The organism is Streptomyces sp. CA-278952 (genome assembly GCF_028747205.1).
In the GTDB taxonomy this organism is placed as follows: Bacteria; Actinomycetota; Actinomycetes; order Streptomycetales; family Streptomycetaceae; genus Streptomyces.
In genome coordinates this window covers 1147848-1162953 of sequence record NZ_CP112880.1, presented here as the reverse complement: position 1 = coordinate 1162953, position 15106 = coordinate 1147848, and the positions used below count along the sequence as shown (strand labels likewise).

The window sequence follows — 15106 nt, the reverse complement described above, 5'->3', positions numbered from 1 at the left end:
AATACCGGTGGTGGATCTTTCCGCGACCGGTGCCGCCCCGTGCCCGGGGCGGCACACCCGCACGACCCGCCGCGCACTCCGACCGAAGGGCTTCGCCATGTTGCGTGCTCAGGACCTGCCGTCCTGCGAACTCCCCGTGGAGCGTGGGGTGTGAGCGACGGTACGCAGCCGGGTCCCGGCCCGGCAGGTCCGCGGAAGGGGCTCGTCGCGGGCGGCGCGCACGGGCCGGGCCGGCTACGGGCCCTCACCGCGATCGTCCTGGACGCGCTGGAGAAGGCCGCCCCGGCCCGGGGCGGCCCGCTGCCCGCCGGAGGGCCCGAGGGCGTGGCCCTGAACACCCTCGCCCTCTGCGCCCCGGTCCTGCCGGAGGAGGGCATCGGGTCCGAGGCCGCGCTCGGGGAGCTGGTCCGCGCGGTAGCGGAAGGCGCCGCCGACCCGGCCGACCCCGCCTGCGTCGCCCATCTGCACTGCCCGCCGCTCGCCGTCGCCGTCGCGGCGGACCTGGCCGGGGCAGCCCTCAACCCCTCCATGGACTCCTGGGACCAGGCGCCCGCCGCCGGGGTGATCGAAGAGCTGACCACGGCCGCACTGGCCCGCCTGGTCCACCCGGAGGCCCCCGCCCCCGACGCCCTCATCACCAGCGGCGGCACCGAGTCCAACCTGGTCGCCCTGCTCCTCGCCCGGGAGCGGGCAGCCTCCGGCGTCCTGCGGGTGGTGACCGGCGCCAACGCCCACCACAGCGTCCACCGCGCAGCGTGGATGCTCGGTCTGCCCGCCCCCGTGGTCATCGCCTGCCGCGACGGCCGGATGGACCCTGCCGCCCTCGACGACGCCCTGGCCGCCCTCGGCGGGGCGCCGCTGCTGGTCGTCGCCACCGCGGGGACCACCGACGAGGGGCGCATCGACCCGCTGCCGGAGATCGCCCGCGTCGCCGAGCGGCACGCGGCCCAGCTCCACGTCGATGCCGCCTACGGCGGTCCGCTGCTGTTCAGCGAGCGGCTGGCCCCCCTGCTCGCGGGCCTGGAGCAGGCCGCCTCCGTAACGTTCGACCTGCACAAACTCGGCTGGCAGCCGGTCGCCGCCGGAGTGCTGGCCGTCGCGGACGCCGCGATGCTCGCGCCGCTGTCCCTGCGCGCCGACTACCTCAACGCCGACGACGACACCGAGGCGGGACTCCCGGATCTGCTGGGCCGCTCGATCCGCACCACCCGGCGCCCCGACGCCTTGAAGATGGCGGTCACCTTCCGGGCGCTCGGCCGCCGGGGGCTCGGCGAACTGGTGGAGCACTGCGTGCGTACGGCACAGGAGTTCGGCCGGGCCGTCGACGCCCGCCCCGCGCTGCGCCGCCGCCCCGGCGACATCGGGATCAGCACCGTGCTGTTCCGCCCCGCGGTGGCCGACGCGCTGCCGGACGAGGCCGGCGACGCCGTGGTCGCCGCTGTCCGCCGTACCCTGCTCGCCGAGGGGCGCGCCGTCCTCGGCCGTGCGGTGGCGGAAGACCGTGACGGCCCGCGCCGCCTGTGGCTGAAGGCCACACTGCTGCACCCGGACGCGGCGACTGCCGACCTGCTGCCCCTGCTCGACCTCGTCACGGCGGCGGCGGACCGTGCGGTGGCCGAAGCCCGGGTGGCCGGAGCTCGGGTGGTCGAAGCTCGGGTGGTCGAAGCTCGGGTGGCCGAAGATGCCGATGCCCCCGTGGCGGAAAGGCTGTCGCCATGACGCGCACGACGCGCACGACGCGCCCGGGACGACCTCCCGCCGCCCCAGCGACCCCCGCCGGAGGAACCCGATGACGCCCGGACCGCGCACGCCGCCCCTCGACCTGCTGGGCGTGGGGGCAGGGCCCTTCAACCTTTCGCTCGCCGCGCTCGCCGACGGCGTTCCCGGGCTGCGCACCGTCTTCCACGAACAGCGTTCCGCCTTCCACTGGCACCCCGGGCTGCTGATCGAGGGCGCAACACTCCAAGTGCCTTTCCTGGCAGACCTGGTGAGCCTCGTCGAGCCCACCAGCCCCTGGTCCTACCTCAATTACCTCAAGACCCGCCGCAGGCTGTTCCCCTTCTACTTCGCCGAGCAACTCCACATCCAACGCTCCGAGTTCGACAACTATCTGCGCTGGGTGAGTACCGAGCTTCCCGCAACCCGCTTCGGCCACCGGGTCGACACGGTGGCCTGGGACCCCGGACAGGACGCATTCGCCGTTGAGTTCACCCGGCTGGGACCCGACGGGGAGACGCTCACCACCGGGCTCGCCCACGCCCGCAACCTCGCCCTCGGCGTCGGCACGGCCCCCCACGTCCCCGAACCGCTGCGGGAGCTGGTCCGGGACCCGGCCGCGCTGGTGCTGCACTCCGCCGACTACCTCTCCCAGCGGAACCGGCTGCTGGCCGCCCGCCACATCACCGTCGTCGGCTCGGGCCAGTCGGGTGCCGAGGTCCTGCTGGACCTGCTGCGGTCCCGGCCCGAGGGGGCGGAGGGCCTGACCTGGCTGGCCCGTACGCCCGCGTTCGCGCCCATGGAGTACAGCAAGATCGGCCTGGAGCAGTTCACCCCCGACTACACCCGCTACTTCCACGGGCTTCCGCAGGCGACCCGGGACCGGCTGCTGCCCCGTCAGTGGCAGTTGTACAAGGGCGTCAGCGGGGACACGCTCGGGGACATCCACGACGAGCTGTACCGGCGCAGCCTCGGCGGAAGCTGGCCCGACGTCACCCTCACCCCCGGCATCGAGGTCACCGGCGCTGCCGCCACCGGGGCGGGGCGCATCGAGCTGGACGTCGAGCACGGGCAGCAGGAGGCGCGCGGCCGGCTCGTCACGGACGCCGTGGTCCTCGCCACCGGATACCGGGAGCGCCCCGTCGACACGCTGCTCGCCGCTCTCGACCCGTACATCGTCCGCGACGAGGCCGGGCGTCCGCAGGTCGACGCGGCCCAACGGCTCGTTCTGGCACCGGAGACAGCCGGCTCCGTCTTCGTGCAGAACGCCGAACGGCACACGCATGGCGTCGGGGCACCGGACCTGGGCCTGGCCGCCTGGCGTTCCGCCGTCATCGTCAACGCGCTGACGGGCAAGGAGTTCTACCCGCTGCCCGAACGCACCGCCTTCACCACGTTCGGCCTCGGCGCACAGGACCGCGACGACCGGGATCCCGCCTCGCGTCCGGCCGGGGAACGGCGGTGACGACGGTGCCGGAACGGCCGCGGGCCGCGCGGTGGGGTTCACCGTGCGGCCCGGGGCGGGGTGTTCTGCGTGGGGGTCAGCCCTTGCGGGTGTTGATCTCTTCGGTGAGCTGGGGCACGACCGTGAAGAGGTCGCCGACGACGCCGTAGTCGACGAGCTCGAAGATCGGGGCCTCGGCGTCCTTGTTGATCGCGACGATCGTCTTCGAGGTCTGCATACCCGCCCGGTGCTGGATCGCGCCGGAGATCCCCGAAGCGATGTACAGCTGCGGCGAGACCGACTTGCCCGTCTGCCCGACCTGGGAGGTGTGCGGGTACCAGCCCGCGTCGACCGCGGCACGCGACGCACCCACAGCCGCCCCCAGGGAGTCCGCGAGCGCCTCGATCAGCGGGAAGTTCTCCGCACCGTTGACCCCACGGCCACCCGAGACCACGATCGCCGCCTCCGTCAGCTCCGGGCGGCCCGTCGACTCACGCGGCGTCCGCCCGGTGACCTTCGTTCCCGTCGCCGTCCCACCGAACGACACCGCCAGCGCCTCCAGGGCGCCCGCGGCCGGGGCCGGCTCCACGGGCGCCGAGTTCGGCTTCACCGTGATCACCGGAACACCCCGCGACACCCGGGACTTCGTCGTGTACGAGGCGGCGAACGCGGCCTGCGTCGCGACCGGGCCCTGCTCACCGGCCTCCACATCGGTGGCATCCGTGATGATCCCGGATCCGACCCGCAGAGCGAGGCGGGCCGCGATCTCCTTGCCCTCGGCGGACGACACCAACAGCACCGCCGCCGGCCCGACCGCGTCGAACGCGGCCTGCAGCGCGTCCACCTTCGGCACCACCAGGTACTCCGCGAACTCCGGGGCATCCGCGGTCAGGACCCTCACCGCACCGTGCTCACCCAGCACCGCGGCGGTCGCCTCGGCGCCGGCACCCAGCGCCACCGCGACCGGGTCACCGATCCGACGCGCCAGCGTCAGCAGCTCCAGGGTGGGCTTACGGACCGCACCGTCCACGTGATCGACCAGAACAAGAACTTCAGCCATGGCAACGCACTCCAGACGAGAAAGGACGAGAGAGAGGAACAGCGGGGAGGGACATGCGGGCTAGATGAACTTCTGGCCCACGAGGAACCCGGCGAGCTGCCTGCCGCCCTCACCCTCGTCCTTCACGATCGTGCCCGCCGTCCGCGCCGGACGCTCCGTGGCGGAGTCGACCGCCGTCCACGCACCCGCGAGACCGACCTCGTCCGCCTCCAGGTCCAGATCGCCCAGATCCCAGGACTCGACCGGCTTCTTCTTCGCCGCCATGATCCCCTTGAACGACGGGTAGCGGGCCTCACCGGACTGGTCGGTCACCGACACCACCGCCGGGAGCGAGGCCTGAAGCTGTTCGGACGCGGTGTCACCGTCACGACGCCCGGTCACCACACCCCCGTCCACCGCGACCTCCGACAGCAACGTCACCTGCGGCACACCCAGACGCTCCGCGAGGAGGGCCGGCAGCACCCCCATCACACCGTCCGTGGACGCCATCCCACAGATCACCAGGTCATACCCGGCCTTCTCCACAGCCTTCGCCAGCACCAGCGACGTACCCATCACATCACTGCCGTGCAGATCGTCGTCCTCGACGTGAACCGCCTTGTCCGCACCCATCGACAACGCCTTGCGCAACGCGTCCTTGGCATCCTCCGGACCCACCGTCACCACGGTGATCTCCGCATCGTCCGCCCCGTCAGCGATCTGCAACGCCTGCTCGACCGCGTACTCGTCCAGCTCCGACAACAGACCGTCGACATCCTCACGGTCCAGCGTCAGGTCATCGGCGAAACGCCGGTCACCGGTCGCGTCGGGCACGTACTTCACACAGACAACGATCCTCAAGCTCACGCCGGCTCTCCTGCCTACCTGGGTGTGGTCCCACGGTCCCACCTGGTGTCATTCGTATGGATGGACAGGTTATGGCACTCAGTACCCTCTGTAAAGGTACGCAGTGCCAAAATACTCCTTCCGGTGCTACGTTTCGCCGCATGAGCGAGGCACGAGGACCCGAGAAGAAGGCACCCATGCGGGAGGTGCTCGCGCAGGCGGCCTTCCAGCTCTTCCTGGAGCGGGGCTTCGAGCGGACGACCGTGGACGACATCGTGGCGCGGGCCGGAGTGGGCCGGCGTTCGTTCTTCCGCTACTTCCCGTCCAAGGAGGACGCGGTCTTCCCGGATCATGAGCGCTGCTTCGCCGAGATGACCGAGTTCCTGGCCGCCGTCGACGACAGCGACCCGGTCGGCGCGGTGTGCGACGCCGCCCGCATCGTGCTGCGCATGTACGCGGCCAACCCGGAGTTCTCCGTACAGCGTTACCGCCTCACCCGGGAGGTGCCGGGGCTGCGGACGTACGAACTGTCGGTGGTGCGCCGTTACGAGCAGACTCTCGCCGGGCATCTGCGCGGCCGGTTCGGAGAGGGCGGGGACGGGGAGTTGAGGGCTGAGGTGATCGCCGCTTCGGTGGTCGCCGCGCACAACAACGGGCTTCGACTGTGGCTGCGTTCGGGCGGCGAGGGGGACCCCGAGGCGGCCGTCGATCATGCGCTCGCCCTGGTGTGCGAGGTGTGGCGGCGGGCCGCGGCGGAGGCGGGCGCGCCGTCGCCGGAAGGGCGGGGTGGGGGAGAGGAAGCGCTTCCGGGCGGTTCCGTGCCCGGCTCGAACGCGCCCCTCCCCGCGGCTCCCTCGTCCGCCGGCTCCGTTCCCCCTTCCCTCTTTCCCCCTTCGCCCTCTCCTCCTTCCCCCTTTCCTCCTTCGCCCTTCCCCGTCTCCGGCGACGGTGAGGTGATCGTGGTGGTCGCGCGGAAGGGCACCCCGATGTGGCGTGTCGTGCAGCAGATCGAGGCGGCTGTCGGCGAGAACTGAGTACCAATGGGCACTCAGTGCCTTTACTGTCCGGCACTGAGTGCCATATGGTGCGGACGCGCCCGCAGTGCAGGTGCGGCGCGTCCGAGTCGAGCGCAGGGGGTCGAGCCGTGTCCCAGACAGCAACGGGCACCGTAATGGGCACCGTCCAGAAGGCGCACGAGGAGTGCGGCCTCTCCTACAACCGCTGCCGCTGGTGCGGCACCGCCTCGTTCCGGCGGCTGCTGTGCCCGGTGTGCGCGTCGAGCGAACTGGAGCCCGAGCGCACTGCCGGCCACGGCGTGGTCGTCCGGACCGCCGTGGTCCACCGCTACACCGAGGCGGCGCGCAACGAGTCCCTCGTGCGGTTCTCCGAAGGGTTCGTCTTCCGCTGCCGGATCGTGGGGGCGGCTCCGCACCTGGTGACGGTCGGTGCGCGCGTCCGGCCCGTCTCCGGGGACGAGCCGGAGACGGGCGAGGTGGTCCTGGAGCTCTGTGAGCCGCCCGCGCGGCGCGACTGGGTCTGAACGTCACGGCCGGCCGGGCGGAGAACCGCCGATCGGCCGGTCAGCCCAGCCGGTTGAGCATCTCGGCGGCCAACGGGGCCGAGGAGGCCGGGTTCTGACCGGTGATCAGGTTGCGGTCGGTGATGACGAACGGCGCCCAGGGCTCGCCCTCCTGGAAGTCCGCTCCCAGCGCCACCAGCCGGTCCTGGAGCAGCCACTTGGCCTTGTCCGCGAAGCCCGCCTGGGTCTCCTCGGCGTTGGTGAAGCCGGTCATCCGGTACCCGGCGAACGCGGATGCGCCGTCGGGGCCGGTCGCGGCCAGCAGCGCCGCCGGGCCGTGGCAGACCACACCGAGCGGCTTGCCCGAAGCCAGCACCCGGGCGAGCAGCCGCCCGGAGACGGGATCCACCGCGAGGTCCTCCATCGGGCCGTGGCCGCCGGGGTAGAAGACGGCGTCGTACGCGTCCGGGTCCACCTCCTCCAGTGCGACCGGCCGCCGCAGCTCCTCGAACGCCTCGAGACCGGCCGCCACCGCGTCGGCGCCCTCCTGGCCGCCGTTGACCTCGGGTGCCAGGCTGCCGCGGTCCACGGTCGGGACGACGCCGCCGGGGGTCGCGACGACCACCTCGTGCCCGGCGTCGGCGAAGGCCCGGTACGGAGCCACGGCCTCCTCCGCCCAGAAGCCCGTGGGGTGGGCCGTGCCGTCCGCCAGGGTCCAGTGGTCCGCGCCGGACACCACGAAAAGAATCTTTGCCATGTCGTACATCTCCGTTGGTCGGGGTGGCTGACCAGGCCGACGGTAGGCCCGGTCGGGCCAGGATCCGCCTCCCGCCCACGTGTGCCGGAAAGAGGCTCCCGACGGGGCGGCGGCGATCGGCCGTCCGGCGGATCGCCTGCCCCCGGCGGACGGTCCGAATCATTCCGGTCACACGGGGGGCTCCAGGCCCCTCGATCGAACGCCGGCGGACCCGGCCCCCTGTCCCTGGTCGTACGGGCGCGGGCACGGTCCGGAACCCAGGTCCGTTCCCGCCGGAGATGTCCGCATTCACCCGGGGGACGACGGCTCGTACGGCCGTGCTTAGCTGGAGCCATGATCGATGACTTCCTGTACGGGACCGCCGGGCACACCGGACCGCAGGCCGAGGTCGAGGCCGCCGTGCGCGCCGCCGCCGCGGCCGAGATCATGCCGCGCCACCGGAAGCTCGCCGCCCACGAGATCATCGAGAAGAGCGGCCCCCACGACCTGGTCACCGCCGCCGACCGGCTGGCCGAGGAACACCTCACCGCCGCCCTCACCAAGCTGCTGCCCGGCTCGGTCGTCGTCGGCGAGGAGTCCGTGCACGCCGACCCGGCGGTCTACGACGCCCTCGGCGGCGACGCCCCGGTCTGGATCGTCGACCCGGTCGACGGCACCCGCCAGTTCGTCCGGGGCGAGGCCGGCTTCTGCACCCTGGTCGCCCTCGCCCTCCACGGCGAGGTGCACGCCTCCTGGACGTACGCACCGGTCCGGGACGAGATGGCCATCGCCGTACGCGGGCGGGGCGCCACGCTCAACGGGGTGCCGATACGCTCCGGGGCGCCCGCACCCGGCGCCGTGCTGAACGTGGCGATGTCGCACCCCGACTACACCACCGAGGCCCAGAAGCGGGCCCTGCTCGGCCTGCGCACCGAAGGTATCGCGGCCCGCCCCTGCGGCTCGGCCGGCCTCGAGTACCTCGCCGTCGCCCGCGGCGCCCTGGACGCCACCGCCTTCAACTGGGAGTACGCCTGGGACCACGCCGCGGGCCTGCTCCTGGTCACCGAGGCGGGCGGCGTCGAGTCGACCCTGTCCGGTGCCCCGTTCCGTATCGCGGGCGGTAACGACCTGCCGTTCACGGCGGCCCGCGACGAGGCTACCGCCCAGCGCGTCCTGGCCGCCCTGCGCACGGACGGCTGACCCGCCCGGCCGGGAACCCGGGGTACCCGCGTCCGCACGGTCGGTGGCGGCGAATACCCTGGGTGTCCGTCTGCCGGCCGACGAAGGAGTCCCAAGGTGCCGTCGATGCTCGATGCGGTCGTGGTGGGCGCGGGTCCCAACGGGCTGACCGCCGCGGCCGAACTGGCCCGCCGGGGCTTCGCGGTGGAGGTCCACGAGGCGCACGACACGGTCGGCGGGGGAGCCCGCACCGAGGAGCTGACCCTCCCGGGGTTCCGGCACGACCCCTGTTCCGCCGTGCACCCCCTCGGGATCGGCTCGCCCGCGTTCCGGGGCATGCCGCTGGACCGGCACGGCCTGCAATGGCTGCTTCCCGAGGTCGACCTCGCCCACCCTTTCCCGGACGGCACCGCCGCCGTGCTCACCCGCTCCGTCGGCGAGAGCGCGATGTCGCTGGGGGCCGCCGACGCCGGTGCCTACCGCCGCCTCATGGCCCCTTTCCTCGGCCGCTGGGACACCCTGGCCGCCGACTTCCTGCGCACCCCGTGGGACGGCCTGCCCCGGGAGCCCTACCGGCTGGCCCGCTTCGGCCTGCTCGGCCTCCAGCCCGCCACCTGGGTCTCCCGCCGCTTCCACGGAGAGAAGGCATCCGGCCTCTTCGCCGGGCTCGCCGCCCATGCCATTGCTCCCACCAGCGGATTCGCCACCTCGGCCATCGCCCTCGTCTTCGCGCTCGCCGCCCACGAGAACGGCTGGCCGGTGCCGCGCGGCGGCTCCCAGGCCATCTCCGACGCCCTCGCCTCCTACCTCCGCGAACAGGGCGGCACGATCCGCACCGGCAGCGAGGTCAAGCGCCTGGACGAGCTCCCGCCCGCCCGGGCGTACGTCTTCGACACCTCACCCTCCGCCCTCGCCCGGATCGCGGGCCTCGGCTCGGCGTACCACCGCTACCGCTACGGCGCCTCAGCCTTCAAGATCGACTACGCGCTGTCGGGCCCCGTCCCGTGGACCGCGTCCGAGGCGCGCCGCGCGGGCACCGTCCACATCGGCCCCGACGCCGGGACCATCGACACCGCGCTGAAGGCGGCCGTCGAGGGCCGCGACCCGAGCGTCCCCTTCCTCATCACCGCCCAGCCCAGCCTGACCGACCCCTCCCGGGCCCCCGAAGGACGCCATGTCTTCTGGGTGTACGGGCACGTCCCGGCGGGCTGGGAGGGCGACGCGACCGACGTCATCGAACGCCAACTGGAGCGCTTCGCCCCGGGATTCCGCGACCTGGTGCTCGCCCGTGCCCTCGCGGGCCCGCCCCAACTCGCCGCACGCAACGCCAACTACATCGGCGGCGACATCGCGTGCGGAGCCTTCGCCGGTCTCCAGACGCTGATCCGCCCCAAGCTCGCCCGCGTCCCCTACGCCACCGCGCACCCCGCGGTCTTCCTCTGCTCCTCGGCCACTCCGCCCGGGCCCGGGGTCCACGGCATGTCCGGCCACCACGCCGCCAAGGCCGTATGGCGCAGGCTGCGGGCCTCCTCCTGAACGGACCGGGCGGCGAAGGCCCCCGGCGCGCGGCATGATGTCCGCATGAGCACCTCTGTCTCCCCCGCCGTACGTCTGGTCCGCGGCGACATCACCGACCAGTCCGTCGACGTCATCGTCAACGCGGCGAACTCCTCGCTGCTCGGCGGCGGTGGAGTCGACGGCGCCATCCACCGGCGCGGCGGGCCCGACATCCTCGCCGCCTGCCGTGAACTGCGCGCCTCGCACTACGGAAAGGGACTGCCCACCGGGCAGGCCGTCGCCACCACCGCCGGACGCCTCGACGCCCGATGGATCGTGCACACGGTCGGCCCGGTTTTCTCCGGTGCCCAGGACCGCTCCGCTCTGCTGGCCTCCTGCTACCGCGAATCCCTGCGCCTGGCAGCCGAGTTGGGGGCCAGGTCCATCGCGTTCCCGGCGATCTCCACCGGCATCTACGGCTGGCCGATGGACGACGGGGCCAAGATCGCCGTGCGTACGGTCCTGGCGGAGACCGTGGAGCCGGTGGAAGAGGTGCGCTTCGTCCTCTTCGACGCCCACGCGTACGTGGAGTTCGAGGAAGTCCTCGCGATGCGCTGAGACCACGCCCCGCGGCCACCGGGAGGGCTGCCGGATTTCCGCGCGAGGGCCCTGTCGGATTTCCGCCAGCCAAGCCCCTGACCGGTGCACCATCCTGGAGCCATGCACACCGACACCGAGCGCTGCGTGCGGGCCGTCCAGTCCAAGGACGCCCGCTTCGACGGCTGGTTCTTCACCGCGGTCCTGACCACCCGGATCTACTGCCGCCCCAGCTGCCCCGTCGTGCCGCCCAAGGTCCGCAACATGACCTTCTACCCCAGCTCCGCCGCCTGCCAGCAGGCCGGATTCCGGGCCTGCAAACGGTGCCGCCCCGACACCAGCCCCGGCTCCCCCGAGTGGAACGCCCGCGCCGACTCGGTCGCCCGTGCCATGCGCCTGATCCGGGACGGGGTCGTCGACCGCGAGGGCGTGCCCGGGCTCGCCTCCCGGCTCGGCTACTCCGCACGGCAGATCGAACGCCAGCTGCTGGCCGAGCTGGGCGCCGGCCCGCTCGCCCTGGCCCGCGCCCAGCGGGCGCAGACCGCCCGCCTCCTCATCGAGACGACCGCGCTGCCCATGGCCCAGGTCGCGTTCGCCGCCGGCTTCTCCTCGATCCGCACCTTCAACGAGACGGTGCGCGAGGTCTTCGGCCTGGCCCCCGGCGAACTGCGCACCCGAGCCGCCCGGGGCCCCCGGCCGGCCGCCGTACCGGGCGTCATCGTGCTCCGCCTCCCGTACCGGGCCCCGCTCAACCCCAGCAACCTCTTCGGCCACCTCGCCGCGACCGCCGTCCCCGGCGTCGAGGAGTGGCGGGACGGCGCGTACCGGCGCACCCTCACCCTCCCGTACGGGCACGGCGTCGTCGCCCTGAGCCCCGCGCCCGACCACATCGCCTGCCGGCTCTCCCTCACCGACCCCCGCGACCTCACCCGGGCCATCAGCCGCTGCCGCTGGCTCCTCGACCTGGACGCGGACCCGGTCGCCGTCGACGCGCAACTGCGCATCGACCCGCTGCTCGCCCCGCTGGTCGACGCGGGACCCGGCCGCCGGGTGCCCCGCACCGTGGACGGTGCGGAGTTCGCCGTACGCGCCGTGCTCGGCCAGCAGGTCTCCACCGCCGCCGCCCGCACCCACGCCGCCCGGCTGGTCACCGCCCACGGCGTCCCGGTCGAGGACCCCGAGGGCGGGCTGACGCACCTCTTCCCGACCCCGGAGGCGCTGGCGGGACTCGACCCTCAGGCCCTGGCCCTGCCGGGCACCCGCCGCACCACCCTCACCACGCTCGTCGCCGCCCTCGCGGAGGACCGGCTGCGGCTCGACACCGACACCGACTGGGAGCAGGCCCGCGCCGAACTGGCCGCCCTGCCCGGTTTCGGCCCCTGGACGGTCGAGTCCATCGCCATGCGGGCCCTCGGCGACCCCGACGCCTTCCTCCCCACCGACCTCGGCATCCGCCGGGCGGCCGAGCGGCTGGGCCTGCCGGCCACCCCCGCCGCCCTCACCGCACGGGCCGTCGACTGGCGCCCCTGGCGGGCGTACGCCGTGCAGTACCTCTGGACGGTGGACGACCACCCCATCAACCACCTGCCCGCCTGACGCCTGACGCCTGACGCTGACAAGGACACGGCTCCCATGACCACGACCACGACCACGATCACCCCCACCCCCACCCCCACCTCACCGGTGTCGGTGACCAAGCAGCACACGGTCCTCGACAGCCCCTACGGCCCGCTCACGCTCGTCGCCACCGACGGCGTCCTCTCCGCCCTCTACATGACCGACCAGCGCCACCGCCCGCCCCAGGAGACCTTCGGCATCCCGGACCCGGAGCCCTTCGGTGAGACGATCCAGCAGCTCACCGAGTACTTCGCAGGGGAGCGCACCACCTTCGACCTCCCGCTGAACCTGGCGGGCACGCCGTTCCAGCGGACCGTCTGGGCGGAGCTGCTGAAGATCCCGTACGGCGAGACCCGTACGTACGGCGAGCTGGCCGAGGGGCTCGGCAAACCGGGCGCCTCGCGGGCGGTCGGACTGGCCAACGGCAAGAACCCCGTCGGGATCATCGTGCCGTGCCACCGGGTGATCGGAGCCTCCGGGAGTCTCACCGGCTACGGCGGCGGCCTGGACCGCAAGCAGCGGCTGCTCGCCTTCGAGAGCGGGGGAGCGGGGGGCGGGGTGCAGGCGCTGTTCTGAGAGCGGGCCGGGGGCCTGCCGAAGCCGGTACGCCCCCGGCCCCGCGCTCCTCAGCCCGTTCCTCAGCCAGTTCCTCAGCCGGTGAAGATCTCCACGGCCGTCCAGACGGCCAGGCCCAGCATGCAGATCCCGCCGATGCGCTGCACGGTCTTCAGCGGTACGCGCTTCGCGATGAACCGCCCCGCCAGCAGCGCCAGCGCCGACACGGACATCAGGGCGGCGGCCGCCCCGATCGCCGTGGACCAGGTGCCGTTGCTCGCCGCGAGGTTGGCGGTGGTGATCTGTGTCAGGTCGCCCCACTCGCTGATGAAGACCGCCATGAACGCGGTCGTGTACACCGGCCAGAACCCGGTCACCGTCTTCACCTCGGCGTCCTCGTCGTCGTCCCCGCCGCTCCCGCGCAGCAGCATGAACGCGCCGAACGCGAAGAGCGAGGCCGAGACGAGCTTGACGGTCCAGTCGGGCAGCAGTCCGATGAGGCTGCCCGCGCCGACGGCGATGGCGACGTGGACGACGAACGCGGACGAGGTGCCGAACCACACGTAGAGGGGCCGCATCCGCGTGCCCATGGCCAGCGACGTGAACATCGTCTTGTCGGGGAGCTCCGCGAGGAAGATCAGCCCGAAGGCGGTGATGATCGCCAGAGGGTCGAGGTGCATTCCGGGTGGCTTTCTGTTCGAGCCGGGCCCCGGATCTTCGCGAAGCGCCGCTCGGGCTTTTCGGAGGACCACTCGGCCCGGCATGACGGCTCCGCCCACAGGACGTGGACGTGTCATACAGGACCGAAGGTCTCGCCCGCCCGTGGCAGTCCTTCACAGGACACACGAGCCCGGCCACCGGGAACCCGAAGGCTCCAGTATGTCGACGACCGGTTTGCGGGGCTACTCCCCTTCGCAGCCGTCAACACTACCCCACCCGGCCGGGCCCGGGTGCTGGTGTTCGAACCGTGAGCGCCTCGGTAGCATCGTGATGATCACCCGGCCGGTGGCGGTCCGCCGCCATCCGGCTCCACCCCACCGCGACGGGAAGTGCACCCATGAGCCGCCGCCCCCGCAAGGACGTGCCCGCCCAGGGCGCCCCCCGGCCCACCGTCAGCGTCTGCCGGGGCTGCTGCTGCGGCACGGCGAAGATCCCGGGCGTCGACCACGCGGCCCAGCTGACCCGGCTGCGCACCGGCCTGGAGGGCGCCGCCACCGTACGGGCGGTCGAGTGCCTGGACGCCTGCGAGCAGGGCAACGTCATCGTCGTGCAGCCCTCCGCCGAGGGCCGCCGCGCCGGGGGCCGGCCGGTCTGGCTGGGCCTCGTCAACGACGAGCACGCCGAGCAGGACATCGTGACGTGGGCGACGGCGGGCGGCCCGGGGCTCGCGGACGCCCCGGACATCCTCGACCTCTACGTCTTCCAGCCCTCGCGCCGGGTCCGGGCGGGTCTGGACGGCTGAGACCGCCTCCCCGGACGGTCACCGGCCGTGGTCGCGACAGCGTACTGAGCGGCCAGCGCGACAGCGTACTGAGCGGCCAGGTCCGGCCCGCGGGCCCGTAGAGCCGGGTCAGCCGTCCGAGCCGCCCAGCCCGGCCAGCAGCCTCGGCAGCGAGACGCCGATCGGCTCCCGGACGATCTCGTCGGCGAGTTCGTCGTACGGGGTCGGCTCCGCGTTCACCACGACCAGCCGGGCCCCGTGCTCAGCGGCGATCCCGGCGAGCGAAGCGGCGGGCTGCACCTGCAGCGTCGTACCGACCGCCATGAACACCTCGCACGCCTTGGCGATCGCCATCGCATCGGCGAGCACCTGCGGGTCCAGCCGCTCGCCGAACATCACCGTCGCCGACTTCAGAATCCCGCCGCAGGTCGTGCACGCCGGATCGGCCTCGCCCGCCTCGACCCGCTCCAGGGCCACGGCCATCGAGGACCGAGCGTGACAGCGCGTGCAGACCACCCGGTGCGCCGTGCCGTGGAGTTCGAGGACCTTGCGGTCGGGCAGGCCGGCCCGCTGGTGCAGCCCGTCGATGTTCTGCGTGATCACCCGGACCGGTACGCCGGACCGCTCCAGCTCGGCGACCGCCCGGTGGGCGGCGTTCGGCTCGGGCTTCCGGAGGGCGGCGTCGCGGCGCATCAGCCACGAGCGGCGGCGGATCGCGGCGTCGGCCATGTAGAAGTCGTACGTGACGAGCTTCTCCGCCTCCGGATCCGTGCGCCACACCCCGTTGGGACCCCGGTAGTCGGGGATTCCCGAATCGGTGGAGATGCCGGCACCGCTGAGGATCGCGACGAGAGTCATGGGGGCGAGCCTAGAGAAACGGAAACCCCGCGTGCGACCGCGATTCGCCGGTGTAAGGTCCG

General features: G+C 73.0%; 15 protein-coding genes. 10 read left to right on the top strand and 5 right to left on the bottom strand.

Annotated features, from left to right (window positions below; all coding sequences use genetic code 11):
* The first annotated feature begins 150 nt into the window (after positions 1 to 150).
* Positions 151 to 1719: a pyridoxal phosphate-dependent decarboxylase family protein gene (locus tag N7925_RS05050; protein ID WP_274343168.1), complete on the top strand. Its 1569-nt coding sequence runs from the start codon at positions 151 to 153 to the stop codon at positions 1717 to 1719.
* Positions 1720 to 1789: 70 nt separating this feature from the next.
* Positions 1790 to 3181: a lysine N(6)-hydroxylase/L-ornithine N(5)-oxygenase family protein gene (locus N7925_RS05045; RefSeq protein WP_274343167.1), complete on the top strand. Its 1392-nt coding sequence runs from the start codon at positions 1790 to 1792 to the stop codon at positions 3179 to 3181.
* A gap of 76 nt (positions 3182 to 3257) precedes the next feature.
* On the opposite strand, the gene N7925_RS05040 is transcribed toward N7925_RS05045, so the two are convergent.
* Positions 3258 to 4220: an electron transfer flavoprotein subunit alpha/FixB family protein gene (locus tag N7925_RS05040; RefSeq protein WP_274343166.1), complete on the bottom strand. Its 963-nt coding sequence runs from the start codon at positions 4218 to 4220 to the stop codon at positions 3258 to 3260.
* 60 nt (positions 4221 to 4280) lie between these two features.
* Positions 4281 to 5066, bottom strand: coding sequence for an electron transfer flavoprotein subunit beta/FixA family protein (locus N7925_RS05035; protein WP_274343165.1), 786 nt, complete (start codon positions 5064 to 5066; stop codon positions 4281 to 4283).
* A 176-nt stretch (positions 5067 to 5242) separates the two neighbouring features.
* On the opposite strand from N7925_RS05035, the gene N7925_RS05030 reads away from it, so the two are divergent.
* Positions 5243 to 6079 (top strand): TetR family transcriptional regulator, encoded by an 837-nt coding sequence (locus N7925_RS05030; protein ID WP_274346397.1) that lies wholly within the window; start codon positions 5243 to 5245, stop codon positions 6077 to 6079.
* Positions 6080 to 6216: 137 nt separating this feature from the next.
* Positions 6217 to 6585, top strand: coding sequence for a Zn-ribbon domain-containing OB-fold protein (locus N7925_RS05025; RefSeq protein ID WP_265603749.1), 369 nt, complete (start codon positions 6217 to 6219; stop codon positions 6583 to 6585).
* Between the two features lie 40 nt (positions 6586 to 6625).
* Here N7925_RS05025 and N7925_RS05020 read toward each other — a convergent pair whose 3' ends face one another.
* On the bottom strand, positions 6626 to 7321 hold the full coding sequence (locus tag N7925_RS05020; protein ID WP_265598288.1) for a type 1 glutamine amidotransferase domain-containing protein: 696 nt from the start codon (positions 7319 to 7321) through the stop codon (positions 6626 to 6628).
* 333 nt (positions 7322 to 7654) lie between these two features.
* Between N7925_RS05020 and N7925_RS05015 the strand changes: the two genes are divergently transcribed.
* The 5 genes from N7925_RS05015 (at position 7655) to N7925_RS04995 (ending at position 12766) form a co-directional block, all read left to right on the top strand.
* Positions 7655 to 8500 carry an inositol monophosphatase family protein gene (locus N7925_RS05015; RefSeq protein ID WP_265598287.1) on the top strand — a complete coding sequence of 282 codons (846 nt, stop codon included), beginning with the start codon at positions 7655 to 7657 and terminating at the stop codon, positions 8498 to 8500.
* Between the two features lie 96 nt (positions 8501 to 8596).
* Positions 8597 to 10015: a phytoene desaturase family protein gene (locus tag N7925_RS05010; protein ID WP_274343164.1), complete on the top strand. Its 1419-nt coding sequence runs from the start codon at positions 8597 to 8599 to the stop codon at positions 10013 to 10015.
* 45 nt (positions 10016 to 10060) lie between these two features.
* Positions 10061 to 10594, top strand: a complete 534-nt coding sequence (locus tag N7925_RS05005; protein ID WP_018955169.1) for an O-acetyl-ADP-ribose deacetylase — start codon at positions 10061 to 10063, stop codon at positions 10592 to 10594.
* Positions 10595 to 10696: 102 nt separating this feature from the next.
* Positions 10697 to 12169 carry an AlkA N-terminal domain-containing protein gene (locus tag N7925_RS05000; protein WP_274343163.1) on the top strand — a complete coding sequence of 491 codons (1473 nt, stop codon included), beginning with the start codon at positions 10697 to 10699 and terminating at the stop codon, positions 12167 to 12169.
* A gap of 36 nt (positions 12170 to 12205) precedes the next feature.
* Positions 12206 to 12766: a methylated-DNA--[protein]-cysteine S-methyltransferase gene (locus N7925_RS04995; protein ID WP_274343162.1), complete on the top strand. Its 561-nt coding sequence runs from the start codon at positions 12206 to 12208 to the stop codon at positions 12764 to 12766.
* Positions 12767 to 12840: 74 nt separating this feature from the next.
* Here the strand turns inward: N7925_RS04995 and N7925_RS04990 are convergent, their stop codons facing one another.
* Entirely contained in the window at positions 12841 to 13425 is a 585-nt protein-coding gene (locus N7925_RS04990) for a TMEM165/GDT1 family protein (protein ID WP_274343161.1), read from the bottom strand.
* A gap of 377 nt (positions 13426 to 13802) precedes the next feature.
* On the opposite strand from N7925_RS04990, the gene N7925_RS04985 reads away from it, so the two are divergent.
* Positions 13803 to 14207 carry a (2Fe-2S) ferredoxin domain-containing protein gene (locus N7925_RS04985; RefSeq protein ID WP_265598282.1) on the top strand — a complete coding sequence of 135 codons (405 nt, stop codon included), beginning with the start codon at positions 13803 to 13805 and terminating at the stop codon, positions 14205 to 14207.
* A gap of 108 nt (positions 14208 to 14315) precedes the next feature.
* Here the strand turns inward: N7925_RS04985 and N7925_RS04980 are convergent, their stop codons facing one another.
* Positions 14316 to 15044, bottom strand: coding sequence for an SIR2 family NAD-dependent protein deacylase (locus N7925_RS04980; protein ID WP_274343160.1), 729 nt, complete (start codon positions 15042 to 15044; stop codon positions 14316 to 14318).
* Positions 15045 to 15106: the final 62 nt, after the last annotated feature.